This is a genomic window from Mesorhizobium sp. LSJC269B00, assembly GCF_000502815.1.
Taxonomy (GTDB): Bacteria; Pseudomonadota; Alphaproteobacteria; order Rhizobiales; family Rhizobiaceae; genus Mesorhizobium.
Genome location: NZ_AYVN01000001.1, coordinates 889,892 through 907,558, shown reverse-complemented (window position 1 = coordinate 907,558; position 17,667 = coordinate 889,892). Strand labels below are relative to the sequence as shown.

Sequence of the window (17,667 nt, the reverse complement as noted above, 5' to 3'; positions counted from 1 at the left end):
CTTCAGTCGAAGCAAGGTTTAGAATTTCGCCGGATCGGTATTCGAGCCGCAGACAAGGACGGCGATCCGCTCGCCCGGCGCCGGCGTGTAGCGGCCGGACAGCAGCGCTGCGAAGGCCCCTGCGCCGCCCGGCTCGGCGATGATCCGCACCCGCTCCCACAGCGCCTTCTGCGCGGCAATGATGGCGTCGTCGGTGACCAGAATGGAGCGCTCGACAAAAGCCTCGGCGATCGGGAACATCATCTCGCCGACGCGTTTGGGCGCCAGCGAATCGGCGGCAACGCCTTCGGCCGGCGCATCGACGGGGTGGCCGGCTTCGAAGGCGCGATGCAGCGTCGGCGCGCCTTCGGGCTCGATGGCGATGATCCTGATGCGGCCGGCAAACCAGGCGGCGATGCCGCCGATCAGGCCGCCGCCGCCGACAGCGACCAGCAGCGTGTCGATGTCGGGCAGATCGTTTTCGATTTCGAGGCCGAGCGTGCCCTGGCCGACCAATGTTTCCTCCTGGTTGAAGGCATGGATCTGCAGCGCGCCGGTCTTTTCGGCAAAAGCCTCGCTGGCGGCCAGCGCCTCGGCATAGCGGGCGCCGCCGACCATCAGTTCGGCGCCGTAGCCGCGGATGCGCTGCAGCTTGGCCGGTGGGCTGACTTCGGGAACGAAGATCGTCGCCTTGTAGCCAAGCCGCATGGCGGCATAGGCGACCGCGGCGCCATGATTGCCGCCCGAAGCCGCAACCACGCCGGCCGCAGGCACCGGCCGTTCGAGCAGATTGGTGAAGGCGCCGCGCGCTTTGAACGAACCGGAATGCTGCAGGCATTCGAGCTTGAGGTCGACCGCCAGCGGCGGCCGGTCGAAATCGGCCATGTCGACGCGCAGCACCGGCGTGTGCCTGATATAGCGGCGGATGCGCGGTTCCATCGCGGCAATGCGTTCGCGCGTGACGGTGTTGCCGTTCGTCATGACCATCTCCTTGGGATTGACAGCAATTAGTAACTTGGCAAAATGGCTAAATGCAAGAGGTTGATGTCTTCAAGGCGATCGCCAATGAACGCAGGCTGCAGATCCTCGACTGGCTGAAGGATCCGCAGGCGCATTTCCCGGCCCAGGCAGACGGCAATCTGGTCGAGGACGGCGTTTGCGCGCTGCTGATCGCGGAGAAGCTCGGCATTACTCAGGCGACGCTCTCCGAACATATGCGCGTGCTTACCCAGGCGGGCCTGCTGCGCCCCAAGCGCATCAAGCAATGGACGTTCTACCGCCGCGACGAGGACAGGATCGCCGACACAAGGATGCTCATCCAAAACCGGCTGTAGCGCAGCCGCCGTGGCGGCTCCTATGCAAGCCAGTCGGGCACCGAATCCAGGCCGATCAGCTCGTCATAGGTCTGGCGCCGGCGTACGACATGGAAACGGTCGCCGTCGACCAGAACCTCAGGCACAAGTAGGCGGGTGTTGTAGGTGCCGGATTGCACCGCGCCATAGGCGCCGGCGGTGGTGACGGCAATTAGGTCGCCAGACTTGAGCCGGGGCAGGTCACGGTCGAGGCCGAGATAGTCGCCTGTCTCGCAGACCGGGCCGACGACGTCGACCGCCATGCGCGGCGTGTCGGCCGGCGGCTGCACCACCGGCTTGATGTCGTGGAAGGCATCGTAGAGCGTCGGCCGGATCAGATCGTTCATGGCGGCGTCGACGACGAGGAAGTTCTTGGCGTCGCCTTCCTTCACGAAGATCACTTCCGAGACCATGATGCCGGCATTGCCGACGATCAGCCGGCCCGGCTCGAACATCACCTTCACTCCAAGCTTTGTCAGATGCTTCCTGACGATCTCGGCATAGGCATCGGGCAAAGGCGGCGGGCTGTTGTCGGTGCGGTAGGGGATGCCGAGGCCGCCGCCGAGATCGACATGCTCGACGGCGTGGCCATCGGCGCGCAGCGCGCCGACCAGTTCCGCCAGAAGCGCGAAAGCATCGTCAAAGGGCTGCAACTCGGTGATCTGGCTGCCGATATGGGTATCGATGCCGAGGGGCTTGGTGCCCGGCAGCCCGGCCGCGCGGGCATAGACCTGGCGCGCCCGTTGCCAGGGAATGCCGAACTTGTTCTCGGCCTTGCCGGTGGAGATCTTCCTGTGCGTCCTGGCGTCGACATCCGGGTTGATGCGCAGCGACACCGGCGCCACCTTGCCGAGCGCGGTGGCGCGGGCCGACAGTAATTCAAGCTCCGGCTCGGATTCGACATTGAAGCAGAGAATGCCGGCCTCGAGCGCGAAATCCATCTCGCGCGCGGTCTTGCCGACACCGGAAAACACGATCTTGTTGGCCGGGATTCCGGCGGCGAGCGCGCGGCGCATTTCGCCTTCCGAGACGGTATCGGCGCCGGCGCCGAGCTTTGCCAGCGTCCGCAGCACCGCCTGGTTGGAATTCGCCTTCAAGGCGTAACAGACCAGCGTGTCGAGCCCGGCAAAGGCCCCGGCGAACACCCGGTAGTGTCTGGTCAAGGTTGCCGTCGAATAACAATAGAACGGCGTGCCGACGCTTGCGGCGATGTCTGGTATCGCCACGTCCTCGGCATGGAGCACGCCGTCGCGGTAATCGAAATGGTTCACGAGAGTGTTTCCGGAAGTTGGAGCACGAGACCTGGTTAGCACGAGACCTGGTCAGAAAGACCAAGCCGGTCTCATCGGCCCTAGATCAGCGGGTCGAGGATGAATTTCTTGTCCACGACCGGTTTTTCCGGCTCCGGCGGCACCGGCTGTTTGGCGCGCTCGGCGTCCTTGCGGGCCTGGACGGCCGCTTCATAGGGCGTGTCGAGACCAGCCTTACGGCCGCAAGCGGTCACGGCAGCCATCGCCGTCAGCAGCGTCAGCGTCACCAAAATCCTGCTTGCGGTCATCGATCCATCCGTCCGAAACTTTATGTGCTGCGCTTTTAACCGAGTTTTAGGCGCATTGCACCCCGGCATCATGCCTTGGCGATGCGCTTTTTCCAGCTGCGGATCTGCTTCCTGACCTCCGACGGCGCCGTGCCGCCGAAACTGGTGCGGCTCTTCACCGAATTCTGCACCGCCAGAACCGAGAAGATGTCTGCCGTGATGCCGGGGTTGATCGACTGCAGATCCTCCAGCGACAGCTTTTCAAGGCTCACCTTCTTCTCTTCGGCCAACGCCACTGCGCCGCCGGTGACATGGTGTGCCTCACGGAAGGGCAGGCCCAGCGTTCGCACCAGCCAGTCGGCGAGGTCGGTCGCGGTCGCGTGGCCCGAGCTGGCGGCCTTCTTCATGGCGGCGGCATTGACCGTCATGTCGCGCACCATGCCGGTCATCGCCGCCAGCATCAGATCGAGCGTCTCGGCGGCGTCGAAGACCGATTCCTTGTCTTCCTGCATGTCCTTGCCATAGGTCAGCGGCATGCCCTTCATCACCGTCAGCAGCCCGACGAGATGGCCGGTGACGCGGCCGGTCTTGCCGCGCACCAGTTCGGCGGCGTCCGGGTTCTTCTTCTGCGGCATGATTGAGGAGCCGGTGGAGAAACTGTCCGACAGTCTGACAAAGCCGAATTGCGGCGTCGACCAGATGATGATTTCTTCGGCGAGCCGCGACAGATGCGTGGCGGAGATCGCCACCAGGCTCAAAAACTCCAGCGCGAAATCGCGGTCGGAGACGCTGTCCAACGAATTGCGCATCGGCTCGCGGAAGCCGAGCGCCTTGGCGGTCTTGTGGCGATCGATCGGAAAACTGGTGCCGGCAAGCGCTGCCGCGCCGAGCGGGCTTTCATCCATCCGCTCGATGGCGTCGCGGACGCGCGACAGGTCGCGCGAAAACATCTCGACATAGGCCATGCAGTGGTGGCCGAAGGTCACCGGCTGCGCCGCCTGCATGTGGGTGAAGCCCGGCATCACGGTTGCCGCATGCTCCTCGGCGCGCTCGAGCAAGGCTGAGATCAGCCCCTTCAGCGCCTCGGCAACGCGGAAACATTCGTCCTTGACCCAGAGCCGGAGATCCACCGCCACCTGGTCGTTGCGTGACCGCGCCGTGTGCAGGCGGCCGGCGGCCGGGCCGATCAGATCGGCGAGGCGGGCCTCGATGTTCATGTGAATGTCTTCCAGCCGGGTCGAGAACTCGAACGTGCCGGCCTCGATCTCTTTCAGGATCGTGTTCAGCCCGTGAGCGATCTTTTCTTGATCGGCCGCCGAAATAATGCCCGTTTCAGCCAGCATCTCGCTGTGGGCGATCGAACCTCTTATGTCTTGCGCATAGAGTTTGCGGTCGAACGAAATCGACGCGTTGATCGCTTCCATGATCGCGGCCGGACCCGAGGCAAAACGTCCGCCCCACATCTGGTTGCTGGCCTTCTTGTCGCTCATCGCTATAACCCGTGCTCCGGAGCAGTCTTAGAAAATGGCAGACGTTAACAGATACTTCCCGGCCCCGCGCCTGATCCTCGCCGCTTTGCTGGCGGGCGTGCTGGCCGGCGCGGTCGCGGTATATGTCAGCGAGAGCGGGTCTGGCAACAACGCAGCCACCGGCAGCGCACCTGCGGCCGGCGCGGGCAACAGCAAGGACGATGTCGCCTGCGCCGCCAAGAGCGACCGCGCCAAAAAGGTTGCCGCCGCGGCCACCGGCCAGGTGGCGGCATTGCTGCCCGCCGATCCGCCGCAATCGCTGAAAAGTCTCGCCTTCAACGGTCCCGACGGCAAGCCTATGACGATCGCCGATCATGCCGGCAAGACCGTGCTGCTCAATCTGTGGGCGACGTGGTGCGCGCCCTGCCGCGCCGAAATGCCGGCGCTCGACGCCTTGCAGAAGGAAAAGGGCAGCGATGCCTTCGAAGTGGTCGCGGTCAATGTCGATGCCGGCGACGATGTGAAGCCGAAGAAGTTCCTCGCCGATATCGGCATCGGGTCGCTCGGCTACTACCGCGATTCGACGCTGGCGCTGTTCAACGACGTCAAGACGCGTGGCTTGGCGCTAGGCCTCCCCGTCACCATGCTGATCGATGGCGAAGGCTGCCTGGTCGCGCATATGAACGGACCGGCCGAATGGTCGGGACCGGATGCCAAGCGCCTGGTCGAGGCCGCACTCGCCCCTTAGGATGAGCGCAGGGCCGCCGCCGGCGGCAGCATCAAGATGCTGCCGCCGCATTGTTTGACGCTGGCGTCGTCTTGTGCCGCCGGCGCCGCGACGCCGGTCAGTTCACTGAACGCCTCGATCGGGCTCGGCCGGCCTAGATAGTAGCCCTGGCCGATCTCGCAGGCCTCGGCGTCGAGGAATTTCAGCTCGCCCAGCGTCTCGACGCCCTCGGCCAGAACCGGCAGGCCGAGACCGCGGCCAAGCCCCAGAACGGCGCGCACGATGGCTGCCACCTGGCCGTTGCTGTCGACTGATTTGATGAATGAGCCGTCGATCTTGATCTTGTCGAAGGGGAAGGCGCGGAGATTGGACAACGAGGAGTAGCCGGTGCCGAAATCGTCCATCGCCACACGCACGCCAAGCGCCTTCACCTGGCGCAAGGTCGCCAGCGCGCGCGGCATGTCCTTGACCAGCGCCGTTTCGGTGATCTCGAGTTCGAGCCTGCCGGGCGTCAGGCCGGAGCCGAGCAGGACTTCATGCACCTTGCGGCTGAAATTCGGATTGTGGAGCTGCACCGCCGAGACATTGACCGCGACGGTGAGAGGGTTCTTCCAGCGCGCTGCCTCGGCGCAGGCCGTCGCCAGCACCCATTCGCCGATCTGGATGATGACGCCGCTGTCTTCGGCCACCGGGATGAAGGTCGCCGGCGACACGTCGCCGCGCTGCGGATGGCGCCAGCGGATCAGCGCTTCGAACCCGACCATCCGCCCGCTGCTGATCTCCTTTTGTGGCTGGTAGACGAGGCGAAACTCATCGCGCGCCATGGCCTGGCGCAGTTCGTGCTCCATCACGCGCCGGTCTCGCGCCTCGGCGCCCATCGAGGCCTCGAAGTAACGGTAGGTGTCCTTGCCCTCGGCCTTGGCGCGGTAGAGCGCGGTGTCGGCGTGGCTGACCAGGATTGTCGGCTCATCGGCGTCGAGCGGATAAAGTGCAATGCCGATGCTGGCCGACACCAGCCCGCCACCGACCGACAGCCGGTTTTCCTCGCGCATCGCCGCCAGCACCGCCTCGGCGATGCGGCCGGCCGCCTGCGGGCCGGGAAGATTCGGGGCGATGATGGCGAACTCGTCGCCGCCAAGACGCGCCAGCATCTGTCCGTGGCGGAGCACGCCGGAGGCGCACAGCGCCACCTTCTGCAGCATGGCATCGCCGGCGCCGTGCCCGAACAGGTCGTTCACTTCCTTGAAATGGTCGAGGTCAAGCAGCAGCAGCGCAAGATGCCCGCCCTTGCCGCTGCGATCCATTGCGGCAATTTCGGCCTCGAGCCGGCCGGAGAAACTGCGGCGGTTGGGGAGCCCGGTCAGCGGGTCGAAATGGGCGAGGCGCAGGATCTCCTGCTCGGCCTTCCTGCGTTCGCGGATGTCGCGCACGGCGACAACGCTGTGCCGCTTGCCGCAATAGTCGATGCTTCTAGCGATAAGTTCGACGGGGATGGTGGCGCCGTCATGGGCTCTGAGTTCGGCTTCCTGTGCCTGTCCGCTGCAGTCGGACATGCCGGCCGCGGTGCGTTCGCCGAAGAGGTCGCCAAGCAGCATCGCGTTCAGCACTTCCGGCGCAATGCCGGTGAGTGCCGCGATGCTGTCATTGGCGCTGACGATGCGGGCGCCGTCGCAGACGATCAGCCCCTCGACGGCGGCGTTGGCGAGGCCGTGCATGCGCTCGGCTTCGAGCTTGTGACGCCGGAAGCGAAGGTCGATCCACAATGCTGCGGCTGAAAGCACCAGGATAGCCATGCTGACTGCAGCGGCGGCGAAGGCCTGCGACACCGGTTCGACCGTGAACTGCGATATCTCGATGGAGGAGTCCGGGAAGATCGACACCGCGCCCATGGCGATGAAGTGCAGGCTGCAGATCGCCAGCGTCAACAGGATGGCGGCGGCGATTGTGGCCTGCATGGACGGCCGTCGCAACACGACCAGCAGCGCCAGCGCGGCGAGGGTGACGCCTGTCAGCACCGAGACGCCGACCAGCAGCGGGTTCCAGACGATGCGCCCTTCGACCTCGAAGGCGGCCATGCCGATATAGTGCATGGCGGCGATACCAGCGCCGAGGACCGCGCCGCCGACCAGAGGGTAGTCGATGCCCCGGCGCAAGGTGGCGATCCACATGCCCGCAGCGGTCAGGGCGACGGAACCGGCGAGCGAAAGCGCCGACATTTCCGTATTGTAGGCGTTGGGGATTCCGGGAGAAAAGGCAAGCATTGCGATGAAGTGCGTCGCCCAGATACCGAAGCCGGTGGAAGTGGCTGCTATCATCAGCCAGGTATAGCGGTTGCGCTCGCTCGAGCGGTCGACATGGCGAAGCAGGTTGACCGCCGAGAAGGAAGAAATACCGCAAATGAGCGCTGCCAGTGCGACCAGTCTCAGATCGTGCTCATGCACGATACAATTATAGACCGTCAGCATCTCGCCCCACCTGCTCTCCCACAGCAATCAAGCCGTCCACTTGATTAGTATGCCACGCTTGACGAAGAATCGGTTATGCGAACTACAACTACAGCGGGTTTTTCGGGTTGTACGTTGCGGCGATCCTGTCTCATTCCAGACGCACGGTTACAGCAGCGCCTGGCGATGCCGCTCGGCCGATCTCGATCTGGCCGAGCGCCGGTTTGGCGGCCGCACGGTGCAGGTGCGTGGCGCTGTCACGCGGGCCCTTCACGCATCGCTGGGCGGTCGGCGATCCTTGCAGGCCCACCATGCCCCATTCTATCGCTGAGCCGGCTTGGCATTTCTCTCTGTCCTCGTTGCAAGGCGAGGGGGCGCGAAGTTAGCCGGGTATGAAATTCACGAAACAGCAACAAATCCGTTGTCCGATTGTCATCAGCGACACATATTGCGTTCGCGGGAGCGCCCCTTTCGCCAATGACAAACGGGAGATGAAACATGAAGTTGTTCGGCTTTGCGGCCGGTGTTGCCGCCACCTTGACCCTGCTTTCCACCACCTCCGCCTTCGCCGCCACCCAGATCAGTTGGTGGCATGCAATGACCGGCGCCAATGCCGAGGTGGTCGACAAGATCGCCAAGGATTTCAATGCCAGCCAGAGCGACTATGAAATTCTCCCCGTTTTCAAGGGCACCTATCCCGAAACGCTGAATGCCGGCATCGCTGCCTATCGTGCGGGGCAAGCGCCCGACATCATCCAGGTGTTCGACGTGGGTACCGGCGTCATGATGGCAGCCGAAGGTGCGATCAAACCGGTGGCCGATGTGCTGACCAGCGCCGGCGTGACCTTCGACAAGAGCCAGTATTTGCCCGGCATCGTCGGTTACTATTCGAAGCCGGACGGGACCATGCTGTCCTTCCCCTATAATTCCTCGTCGCCCATCCTCTACTACAACAAGGATATTTTCCAGAAGGCCGGGCTTGATGTGAACAACCCGCCAAAGACCTGGAACGAGGTGTGGGAAGCCGCCAAGAAGATCAAGGCGAGCGGCGCCGCTTCCTGCGGCTATACCTCGACGTGGTTGACCTGGATCCACCTTGAGGCCTTCGCGGCCTGGAACGACGTTTCCTATGGCACCAACCAGAACGGACTTGCCGGAACCGACGTCGAGCTCAAGATCAATGCGCCGATCTTCGTCAATCATTTCCAGGCGCTCGCCGACCTGGCCAAGGACGGCACCTTCAAATATGGCGGCCGTACATCCGAAGCCAAGCAGATCTTTCTTGCCGGAGAATGCGGCATCTTCACCGAATCGTCGGGGGGTCTCGGTGACATCGTCAAGTCGGGCATGAACTACGGCATCGGCCAGCTTCCCTATGATAGTGACGCCAAGGGCGCGCCCCAGAACACCACGCCGGGCGGCGCCAGCCTGTGGGTGTTCGGCAACAAATCGGACGAGGAATACAAGGGCGTCGCGGCGTTCTTCTCCCACCTGTCCAAGACCGAAGTGCAGGAGTATCTGCATCAGAAGTCGGGTTATCTGCCGGTGACGCTCGCTGCCTATGAGGCGACCAAGAAGTCCGGCTTCTATGACAAGAACCCGGGCCGTGAGACGCCGATCCTGCAGATGCTGGGCAAGGCGCCGACCGAGAACTCGAAGGGCGTGCGCCTCGTCAACCTGCCGCAGGTGCGCGACATCGAGAATGAGGAGTTCGAGAAGATGCTGGCCGGCCAGCAGACTGCGCAGCAGGCGCTCGACAACGCGGTCGCACGCGGCAACAAGGCGATTCAGGAAGCGATCGGAAACTGAAGCGATTTGTCAGTTGAACCTCGTCCACGCGGACCCGCGTGGACGATTTCCTGAATAGCGAGGGAATCACCCTGTCTCCACGCGTCGTCTTCCCCAACAAGACCCTGCCTTACCTGCTGGTGGCGCCGCAACTCGCCATTACGCTGATCTTTTTCTACTGGCCGACCGGGCAGGCGCTCTACCAGTCGATGCTTAGGGAAGACCCGTTCGGGCTGAAGAGCAAGTTCGTCGGGCTCGCCAACTTTCGCAAGGTGCTGGCCGACCCGGCCTACCTCAACTCGATCAAAGTCACGCTGGTGTTCTCTCTGGCGACCGCGATCGTCGCCATGGGTGTGGCCCTGTTGCTTGCCGTCATGGCCGAGAAGGTGGTGCGCGGCAGAGGCCTTTATCGCACGCTGCTGATCTGGCCGTATGCGGTGGCGCCGGCGATTGCCGGCATGTTGTGGCTGTTTCTGTTCAACCCCTCGATCGGTTCGCTGGCCTACGCCTTGAGAGGTCTCGGCATCGCCTGGGATCCCTTGCTTAACGGAAACCAAGCCATGATCCTGCTGGTATCTGCGGCTGCCTGGAAGCAGATCAGCTACAATTTCCTGTTCTTCGTCGCCGGGCTGCAGGCGGTGCCGAAGACGTTGATAGAGGCGGCGGCCATGGACGGCGCCGGGGAGACGAAGCGCTTCTGGACCATCGTCTTCCCGCTGCTCGCACCGACGACCTTCTTCCTGCTGGTCGTCAACACTGTCTATGCGCTGTTCGACACTTTCGGTATCGTTCATGCCGTCACCGGCGGCGGGCCAGGCAAGGCCACCGAGACGCTGGTCTACAAGGTCTACAATGACGGTTTCGTCAATTTGATCCTCGGCGATTCGGCCGCGCAGTCGGTCATCCTGATGGTCATCGTCATCTCACTCACGGCCATCCAGTTCCGCTATGTGGAACGCAAAGTCCACTACGGTTGAGCGCGAGCGATGATTGGTCAGTCCCCGCTTCGCGCCCTCATCGCCCACGCCGTGCTCATCCTGGGCATCCTGATCGTCGCTTTCCCGATCTACTACACCTTCGTTGCCTCCACGCAGACGCTGCAGACCATCCTCAAGCCGCCATTGCCTCTTTTGCCCGGCGACCAGGTCTGGAACAATTACAGCGAGGCGCTGTTCGGCGGTGTCGGCCGCATCGGCGGCGTCAGTGTCGGCCGATTGCTGCTCAACACCACGATCATGGCGCTCGGCATCGCGGTGGGGAAGATTTTCATCTCGATCCTTTCGGCCTATGCGATCGTGTTCTTCCGTTTTCCGCTTCGGATGGTCTTCTTCTGGCTGATCTTCATCACACTGATGCTTCCCGTCGAGGTGCGCATCCTGCCGACCTACAAGGTGATGGTCGATCTCGGCATGATCGACACCTATGCCGGCCTGATCATTCCGCTGATCGCCTCGGCCACCGCCACGCTTCTGTTTCGCCAGTTCTTTATGACCATCCCAGGTGAGTTGGTGGAAGCGGCGCGTGTCGACGGCGCCGGACCATGGCGCTTCTTTTTCAACATCCTGCTGCCGCTGTCGCGCACCAACATCGCAGCACTGTTCGTCATCCTCTTCATCTATGGCTGGACGCAGTACCTGTGGCCGCTGCTCGTCACCAACAGCAACGACATGAACACCATCGTCATCGCACTTAGAAAGATGGTTTCCTTCGCCGATGCCGATACCCAATGGCATCTGGTCATGGTCACCGCGATGCTGGCCATACTGCCGCCGATCCTGATCGTGGTGCTGATGCAACGCTGGTTCGTGCGCGGACTTGTCGATCCCGAAAAGTGAGAAGCCGATGGCGACCATCGATCTGAAGGATGTGAAGAAAGTCTATCCCGGCGGCGTCGAGGCGGTGAGGGGTGTCTCGATCGCCATTCCCGACAAGGAGCTTTGCGTGCTGGTTGGGCCGTCCGGCTGCGGCAAGTCCACGCTGCTGCGGATGATCGCCGGGCTTGAGACCATTTCTTCCGGCACCGTCGCCATCGACGGCAAGATCGTCAACACGATCGGTCCGACCGAGCGCGACATCGCCATGGTGTTCCAGAACTATGCGCTCTATCCACATATGAAGGTCTACGACAATATGGCCTACGGGTTGCGCAACCGGGGTACTCCCAAGGACGAGATCGACAGCAGGGTTCGCTCGACCGCCAAGGTGCTGGAGCTCACGGCGCTGCTCGACCGGCGCCCGCGCGAGCTTTCCGGCGGCCAGCGCCAGCGCGTGGCCATGGGTCGCGCAATCGTGCGCAATCCAAAAGTCTTCCTGTTCGACGAACCGCTTTCCAACCTCGACGCCAAACTGCGCGGCCAGATGCGGGTCGAAATCAAGAATTTGCAGCGCTCGCTCGGTGTCACCTCGGTCTACGTCACCCACGACCAGCTTGAGGCGATGACGCTGGCCGATATTCTCGTCGTCATGAATGGCGGGTTGGTCGAGCAGACGGGCGCGCCGCTCGACATCTACGAGAAGCCGGCATCGACCTTCGTCGCCTCCTTCATCGGAGCGCCGCCGATGAACCTTCTGCCTCTTTCGCAAGGACCGGCTGGTCCGGCGCTGACCGACGGCAAGACGGTTGACTTCGCGCCTACGAACGCCGCCACGCTTGGCTTCCGCCCTGAGGATGCCGACGTCACCTTCAGTGCCGAGGCATCATCCGGCGCGCTTATTCTGCCTGCGGCGGTCGAGGCGGTCGAACCTGTGGGAGCCGAAAGCTTTCTTCACTGTGCCGCCGGCGGCAACCGCATCGTCGTGCGTGTGGCCGGCCGCGCCACGGCCAAACCCGGCGATCAACTGCGCGTCGTGGCCAGGGCCGAGAAGCTGCATTGGTTCGACAATGCTGGGAAACGAGTCGATTGACGCAGCCGCTCGCGCCAATCCGACGCATCGGCAGTTCAGGCGAAGACATGCGCCTTGCCGGAAACTGTCAGACGCACGATCTCGCCGACGGCAGGTGCGTCGATTCCCGGCTTGCGTAAGGTCAGCGGTGTGCTGCCGATCGCCGCGGCGTCCGGCGGATCGGGGTTGTTCAACAGCCGCACGGCAATGGTGCACATCGAGCCTGCGAATTCCGAGTCCGTCACCTCGGCGAATATCGTGCCCGCAGGACCCGACATGCCTTCGCGCGACGTGCGCTTTACCTGCACCTGCTCCGGTCGCAGCATGATGCGGGCGATGTCGCGCCGCTCCTTCGAGTCGACGGCTATGCGACCAAGCGAGGAGGTGGCGAAGCCGCCTGAAATCTTTGCCGGCAAGATGATGGCGTCGCCAAGAAACTCGGCAACCATGCGGTCTTTCGGCTGCAGATAGAGTTCTCGCGGTGTGCCGATCTGAGAGAACTTTCCGTCGCGCATGACCGCCACCTGGCTGGCGAAGGACAGCGCCTCGGCCTGGTCGTGGGTGACCAGGATGGTGGTGATGCCGGCGGCTTCGAGTAGTTCGGCGACCGCCTTGCGCATCGAGGCGCGCAGACCGGTGTCGAGCGCCGAGAACGGTTCGTCGAGAAGCATCAGCCTGGGCTTCATCGCCATGGCGCGGGCCAGCGCCACGCGCTGCTGCTGGCCGCCGGAGAGCTGGTGCGGGCGGCGCTTGAGGATCGCCTTGTCCAGCCCGACGGTATAGGCGAGCTCGGCGATGCGCTCGGCGCGCTGGTCCTCGCCGCGGGCCATGCCAAAGCCGATATTGTCGCCGATGCTGAGATGCGGGAACAGGGCGCCATCCTGCGCCACCAGGCCGATGCCGCGGCGGTGCGCCGGCACCGCATGGCCGCCATTGGCCAGCACCTCGCCGTCGAGCACGACGCGGCCCTGGTCGGGCGCCTCGAAGCCGGCGATCAGCCGCAGCAACGTCGTCTTGCCGCAGCCGGACGGGCCGACGATCGCGGTGCGACTGCCGCTTGCGGCGCTGAGCTCGATGCCGGCAAGGGCTGCGACCGGGCCGTAGTGCTTGGTGAGGCCACTGATTTCGAGAAAGCTCATCGCCCGGCCATCCGTTTCGACTGGACATAGAGCAGCCAGGTCAGCGGCAGCGACATCGCCACCATGATGAAGGCGTAAGGGGCGGCGGAGGCATAGTCGATCTCGCCGCTATAGGACCAGAACGCCATGGCCAGCGTGCGCGTGCCGTTGGGCGCCAGCATCTGGGTGGCGGTCAGCTCGTTGATGATGCCGAGCGCGACCAGCGCCATGCCGGCCGCAGCCCCCGGCGCCGACAGGCGAATCGTTGTCGACCAAAGCGCCTTCAGCGGCGGCCGGCCAAGGCTGGCGGCGGCGCGTTCGAGCTCGACCGGCGCCTGTGCGATCGAGGCTCTGAGGCTGATCAAGGCGCGCGGCAGGAACATCAGGGCATAGGCGACCAGGATTGTGAACAGCGTCTGGTAGAGCGGCATGGCGATGCGCACGGTAATGGTGACCAAGGCCAGCGCGATGACCACGCCGGGCAGCGAACCGACAATGTAGTTGCAGCCTTCGAGCAGCCGCTGCAGCGGTCCCGGCGCGCGGATCGAGATCCAGGCCATCGGCATGGCGGCGATGGTCGCAAGCAAGGCGCCGGCCAGCGCCAGGAACAGTGTCTGGCCAAGCGCCAGGCCGATCTCGTCCAAACGCCAGACATCGGCGCCGCCGGCGACCAGCCAGCGGCCGATGGTGACGAAGGGCACGCCGATGGCGAGAAGCGTGGCGATGGCAGGCAGAGCCAGGCAGGGCAGGGTGGCGCGACCGAGCCTGGTGCGCTGCTGGCGGCGCGCGGCACCCGAGCCTACGCGGGCATAGCGTTCCTCGCCGCGCACCAGCACCTCCAGCGCGAGCAGCACGAAGCAGCAAGTCACCAGGACGCCGGCCAGCATGTTGGCGGCGGGACCGTTGAAGGTCGACTGGAACTGGTCGACGATCGCCGTGGTGAAAGTGTCGAAGCGGATGAAGACGTAGAGGCCGTATTCGGCCAGCAGATGCAGGCCGACCAGCAGCGCGCCGCCGCAAATGGCCAGTCTCAGCTGCGGCAGCACGACACGCCAAAACACCCGCCATGGTCCAAGGCCGAGTGCTGCGGCTGCGTCCTCCAAAGCAGGATCGAGCCGGCGCAGAGCCGCCGCCAGCGGCAGATAGAGGAACGGGAAATAGGCGAGAACCGAGACCAGCACGCCGGCCCACAGGCCGTGCAAGGTCGGCACCATGGTGATCCAGGCGTAGGAATGCACGAAGGCGGGGATGGCGAGCGGCGCCACCGACAGCCAAGCCCACAGGCGGGCGCCGGGCAGGTCGNCACGAAGGCGGGGATGGCGAGCGGCGCCACCGACAGCCAAGCCCACAGGCGGGCGCCGGGCAGGTCGCTGCGCTCGGTCAGCCATGCCAGCGTCACCGACAGCACGGTGGCGATCGGCACGGTGAGCGCCACCAGAAGCACGGTGTTGACCAGAAGTTCGCCGACGCGCGGCCGGAAGACCAGGGCCGAAGCAGTGTCCCAGCCGATCTGCACACCGATCCAGATGATGAACGCCAGCGGCAGCAGCGACAGCAGCGAGACAATTATGGCGGCAAGCGCGATCCAGGACATGGGCTTCCGGCGGGACCGCCCGACTGTCTGGCCTGAACGTGCGAGATCGACCGCAGTTTGCATCAGCTCGACCGCGCCACTGCCGCCGGGGCGGGGGCGCCGCAGGCGCGGCCGGAAACGCAATATGTCGTCATGGACGAAGCCATCCCGAAAACAGAGCGCTCCTGCGGAAAGCCTCGCAGGAGCGCAAACGTTGCCCTTTTAGGACGAACGCGGACTAAAGCAAGCCGGCTGCCGTCATCAGGTCGGTCACCTTTTTGGAGTTCAGTGTCGCCGGATCGACCTTCGGCGCCTGCAGGTCGGCCAGCGGCACCAGCTTGGGATTGGACTGCGCGTCCTTGCCGATAGCGTATTCGAAGGACGTGCCGGTCTTCAGCACGTCCTGGCCGCCTTTGCCGGTCACCCATTTGAGGAACGCCTGGGCTTCCTTCGGGTGTTTGCTCGAGGCGAGCACGCCGCCGCCGGAGATCGAGACGAAAGCGCCGGGATCCTGGTTCTTGAAATAATGCAGTTCGACGTTCTTGCTGTTTTCGCCGGTCTTTGCCTGATCGCCGAAATAGTAATAGTGGTAGATGATTCCGCCTTCGATCTCGCCGGCATTGACCGCCTTCATCACCGTGCCGTTGCCCTTGTAGGCGGTGAAATTCTCCTTCATGGCCTTCAGCCAGTCGGCGGTTGCGGCTTCGCCCTTGAGCTCGAGCAGCGCGCTGACGATGGCCTGAAAATCGGCGCCGGAAGGCGAGGCTGCCCAGCGGCCTTTCCAGCTCGGATCGGCGAGATCGAGCATCGATTTGGGCAGCTTTTCGGCCGTGAGCTTGGTTTTGTTGTAGGCAAAGACGGTGCTGCGCGCCGCGACACCCACCCATCTGCCGCTGCTCGGCTGGAATTCGGCCGGGACTTGCGCCAGCGTGTCGGCGTCGACCGGCGCGAAAAGGCCCGCCGCTTCAACCAGGGTCATCGCCGGCGAGTTTTCGGTCAGGAACACGTCGGCCGGCGAAGAAGCGCCCTCGGCGACGATCTGGTTGGAGAAATCGCTGTCGCCGCCATTGCGCAGCGTGACCTTGATGCCGGTTTCCTTGGTGAAACCTTCGACCCATTCCTTGGCCAGGCTCTCATGCTGGGCGTTGTAGACGATGATGCCGGCATCCGCGGCCATCGCCGGCCCGGCGATCATGCTCACGGCCAGCGCTGTGGCCCCCGCTAGGGTGGAGAGCGTGTATCTCATGGCGTCATCCTCAATCTCGGTGGTTCTGGTTTCGCAGGCTGCACCTATCGATACCTGACAGCAGTAGTCAACATTGCTCGGCTGCTTCAATCGGTCGCCGCTCCCGCAAACTTTCGTGATTTTGCGGCACTTTGGCTTGGACATCATTTCGCCGGACACGTAACAAATCGGTGCCGAGGCGCGAAGATCGGGGAGTGAACTCTTGTGAGCGGCAAGGATGAGGCCGAGCTTTCCCGGCTGATGCGGGCCGCGATCGCGGGAGATGAAAGGGCCTACGCCGACTTTTTGCACCGGATCGCCGCGCTGGTTCGCGGCTTTGCGAGGCGCAAGATCGTACAGGGCGGGGTCGATCCCGAGGATGTTGTGCAGGAAACCTTGCTGGCCATTCATGTGAAACGGCATACCTGGCGCCAGGACGCGCCGGTGTTGCCATGGATCTATGCGATAGCCCGCTTCAAGCTGATCGATGCTTTCCGGCGGCGCGGACGGCGCATCGAAATCGAGATCGACGAGATCGCCGAGACCTTTGCCGAGCCGGAAACCGAGACCGTCAGCGAACGCGACATCAACCGGGCGCTGGACGGACTGCCGGCTGCGCAGCGTTCCGTCGTTTCTTCGATCTCGGTCGACGGCCGCTCCATCGGCGAGACGGCGGCCACGCTCGGCGTCAGCGAGACGGCGGTGCGGGTGTCGCTGCATCGCGGGCTTGCCGCGATCGCCAAGCGATTTGGGCAGGGGCGCTTCGGGCGGCAGTGACATGAGGACGGAGGATCTCATCAAGGCACTCGACGCCGACACAAGCAGCAAGGCGATGCCGCTGCGCTCGGCCTGGTTGATGGCGGCGGCAGCCGCGGCGGTGATCGCGGCTCTGGTCTTCTTTCTCACCATCGGCCCGCGTCCCGACATAATGACCGCCATGCACACGATGCGGTTCCTGGCGAAGTTCGTGTTCACCATCGTGCTCGCCGTCACCGCCTTTGGCCTGGTCCGGGCGTTGTCGACGCCGGGCGCTTCGACGGCAAGAGCCGCGGCTTGGATGCTGGCGGCGCCGCTGCTGGTGGCCGTGGCGGTGGCTCTCGAACTGTTCATGGTGCCGGAGCCGATGTGGAGCACGCGCATGGTCGGCTCCAACATGATGATCTGCATGGGCTTCATCCCGCTGATCGGCATCGGCCCGCTTGCCGTCTTCCNGCATGGTCGGCTCCAACATGATGATCTGCATGGGCTTCATCCCGCTGATCGGCATCGGCCCGCTTGCCGTCTTCCTGTGGATGCTGCGCTATGGCGCGCCGACGCGGCCGGTGTTGGCCGGGGCGGTCGCGGGACTGCTCGCCGGCGGCCTGGCGGCGACCTTCTACGCCGCGCACTGCTTCGACGATTCGCCGCTTTTCGTCGCCACCTGGTACACGCTCGCCATCGCCGTCCTCGCCGGTCTGGGCGCGCTCGGGGGACGGTTCTTCGTGCGCTGGTGACCGGGCCGTTCAAGATCGCCCAATAATCACCGATCCTTAATCATGCCGGCAATTGTTTGCGGGTTCACCGTGTTGCCGG

At 64.0% G+C, this 17,667-nt stretch carries 14 protein-coding genes and 2 pseudogenes; 8 read left to right on the top strand and 8 right to left on the bottom strand.

Going from position 1 to position 17,667, the window contains the following annotated elements:
* Positions 1-18 precede the first annotated feature (18 nt).
* Entirely contained in the window at positions 19-960 is a 942-nt protein-coding gene (locus X771_RS160530) for a threonine/serine dehydratase (RefSeq protein WP_023686704.1), read from the bottom strand.
* 50 nt (positions 961-1,010) lie between these two features.
* On the opposite strand from X771_RS160530, the gene X771_RS160535 reads away from it, so the two are divergent.
* Positions 1,011-1,313, top strand: coding sequence for a metalloregulator ArsR/SmtB family transcription factor (locus X771_RS160535; protein WP_023686703.1), 303 nt, complete (start codon positions 1,011-1,013; stop codon positions 1,311-1,313).
* A 20-nt stretch (positions 1,314-1,333) separates the two neighbouring features.
* Here X771_RS160535 and lysA read toward each other — a convergent pair whose 3' ends face one another.
* From lysA to argH, 3 genes are all read right to left on the bottom strand, one after another.
* Positions 1,334-2,602: a diaminopimelate decarboxylase gene (lysA, locus tag X771_RS160540; RefSeq protein ID WP_023686702.1), complete on the bottom strand. Its 1,269-nt coding sequence runs from the start codon at positions 2,600-2,602 to the stop codon at positions 1,334-1,336.
* An 80-nt stretch (positions 2,603-2,682) separates the two neighbouring features.
* Positions 2,683-2,889: a hypothetical protein gene (locus X771_RS160545; protein WP_023673325.1), complete on the bottom strand. Its 207-nt coding sequence runs from the start codon at positions 2,887-2,889 to the stop codon at positions 2,683-2,685.
* Between the two features lie 68 nt (positions 2,890-2,957).
* Positions 2,958-4,358 carry an argininosuccinate lyase gene (gene argH / locus X771_RS160550; protein ID WP_023686701.1) on the bottom strand — a complete coding sequence of 467 codons (1,401 nt, stop codon included), beginning with the start codon at positions 4,356-4,358 and terminating at the stop codon, positions 2,958-2,960.
* A 34-nt stretch (positions 4,359-4,392) separates the two neighbouring features.
* Here argH and X771_RS160555 point away from each other — a divergent pair, with 34 nt between their 5' ends.
* On the top strand, positions 4,393-5,085 hold the full coding sequence (locus X771_RS160555) for a TlpA disulfide reductase family protein (protein WP_023686700.1): 693 nt from the start codon (positions 4,393-4,395) through the stop codon (positions 5,083-5,085).
* Here X771_RS160555 and X771_RS160560 read toward each other — a convergent pair.
* Entirely contained in the window at positions 5,082-7,529 is a 2,448-nt protein-coding gene (locus X771_RS160560) for an EAL domain-containing protein (protein WP_023686699.1), read from the bottom strand. The genes X771_RS160555 and X771_RS160560 overlap by 4 nt on opposite strands.
* A gap of 477 nt (positions 7,530-8,006) precedes the next feature.
* On the opposite strand from X771_RS160560, the gene ugpB reads away from it, so the two are divergent.
* The 4 genes from ugpB to X771_RS160580 all read left to right on the top strand — a co-directional run bounded on the left by ugpB (position 8,007) and on the right by X771_RS160580 (position 12,200).
* Positions 8,007-9,317: a sn-glycerol-3-phosphate ABC transporter substrate-binding protein UgpB gene (ugpB, locus tag X771_RS160565; protein ID WP_023686697.1), complete on the top strand. Its 1,311-nt coding sequence runs from the start codon at positions 8,007-8,009 to the stop codon at positions 9,315-9,317.
* A 71-nt stretch (positions 9,318-9,388) separates the two neighbouring features.
* Positions 9,389-10,273 carry a sn-glycerol-3-phosphate ABC transporter permease UgpA gene (gene ugpA, locus X771_RS160570; RefSeq protein ID WP_023686696.1) on the top strand — a complete coding sequence of 295 codons (885 nt, stop codon included), beginning with the start codon at positions 9,389-9,391 and terminating at the stop codon, positions 10,271-10,273.
* Positions 10,274-10,282: 9 nt separating this feature from the next.
* On the top strand, positions 10,283-11,131 hold the full coding sequence (gene ugpE / locus X771_RS160575) for a sn-glycerol-3-phosphate ABC transporter permease UgpE (RefSeq protein ID WP_023686695.1): 849 nt from the start codon (positions 10,283-10,285) through the stop codon (positions 11,129-11,131).
* Positions 11,132-11,138: 7 nt separating this feature from the next.
* Positions 11,139-12,200, top strand: a complete 1,062-nt coding sequence (locus X771_RS160580) for a sn-glycerol-3-phosphate import ATP-binding protein UgpC (protein ID WP_023673333.1) — start codon at positions 11,139-11,141, stop codon at positions 12,198-12,200.
* Positions 12,201-12,235: 35 nt separating this feature from the next.
* On the opposite strand, the gene X771_RS160585 is transcribed toward X771_RS160580, so the two are convergent.
* From X771_RS160585 to X771_RS160590, 3 genes and pseudogenes are all read right to left on the bottom strand, one after another.
* Positions 12,236-13,318 carry an ABC transporter ATP-binding protein gene (locus tag X771_RS160585; protein WP_023686694.1) on the bottom strand — a complete coding sequence of 361 codons (1,083 nt, stop codon included), beginning with the start codon at positions 13,316-13,318 and terminating at the stop codon, positions 12,236-12,238.
* Positions 13,315-14,954: pseudogene (locus X771_RS01000000164670) on the bottom strand (iron ABC transporter permease). Before X771_RS01000000164670 ends, X771_RS160585 begins: the two are co-directional and overlap by 4 nt.
* Before the next feature lie 154 nt (positions 14,955-15,108).
* On the bottom strand, positions 15,109-16,116 hold the full coding sequence (locus X771_RS160590; RefSeq protein ID WP_023685327.1) for an iron ABC transporter substrate-binding protein: 1,008 nt from the start codon (positions 16,114-16,116) through the stop codon (positions 15,109-15,111).
* 204 nt (positions 16,117-16,320) lie between these two features.
* Between X771_RS160590 and X771_RS160595 the strand changes: the two genes are divergently transcribed.
* Both X771_RS160595 and X771_RS01000000164665 read left to right on the top strand, forming a co-directional pair.
* Complete coding sequence (locus tag X771_RS160595) at positions 16,321-16,872, top strand: sigma-70 family RNA polymerase sigma factor (protein ID WP_023685326.1); 552 nt, start codon at positions 16,321-16,323, stop codon at positions 16,870-16,872.
* A gap of 1 nt (position 16,873) precedes the next feature.
* Positions 16,874-17,588, top strand: a pseudogene (locus X771_RS01000000164665) (NrsF family protein).
* Positions 17,589-17,667 lie beyond the last annotated feature (79 nt).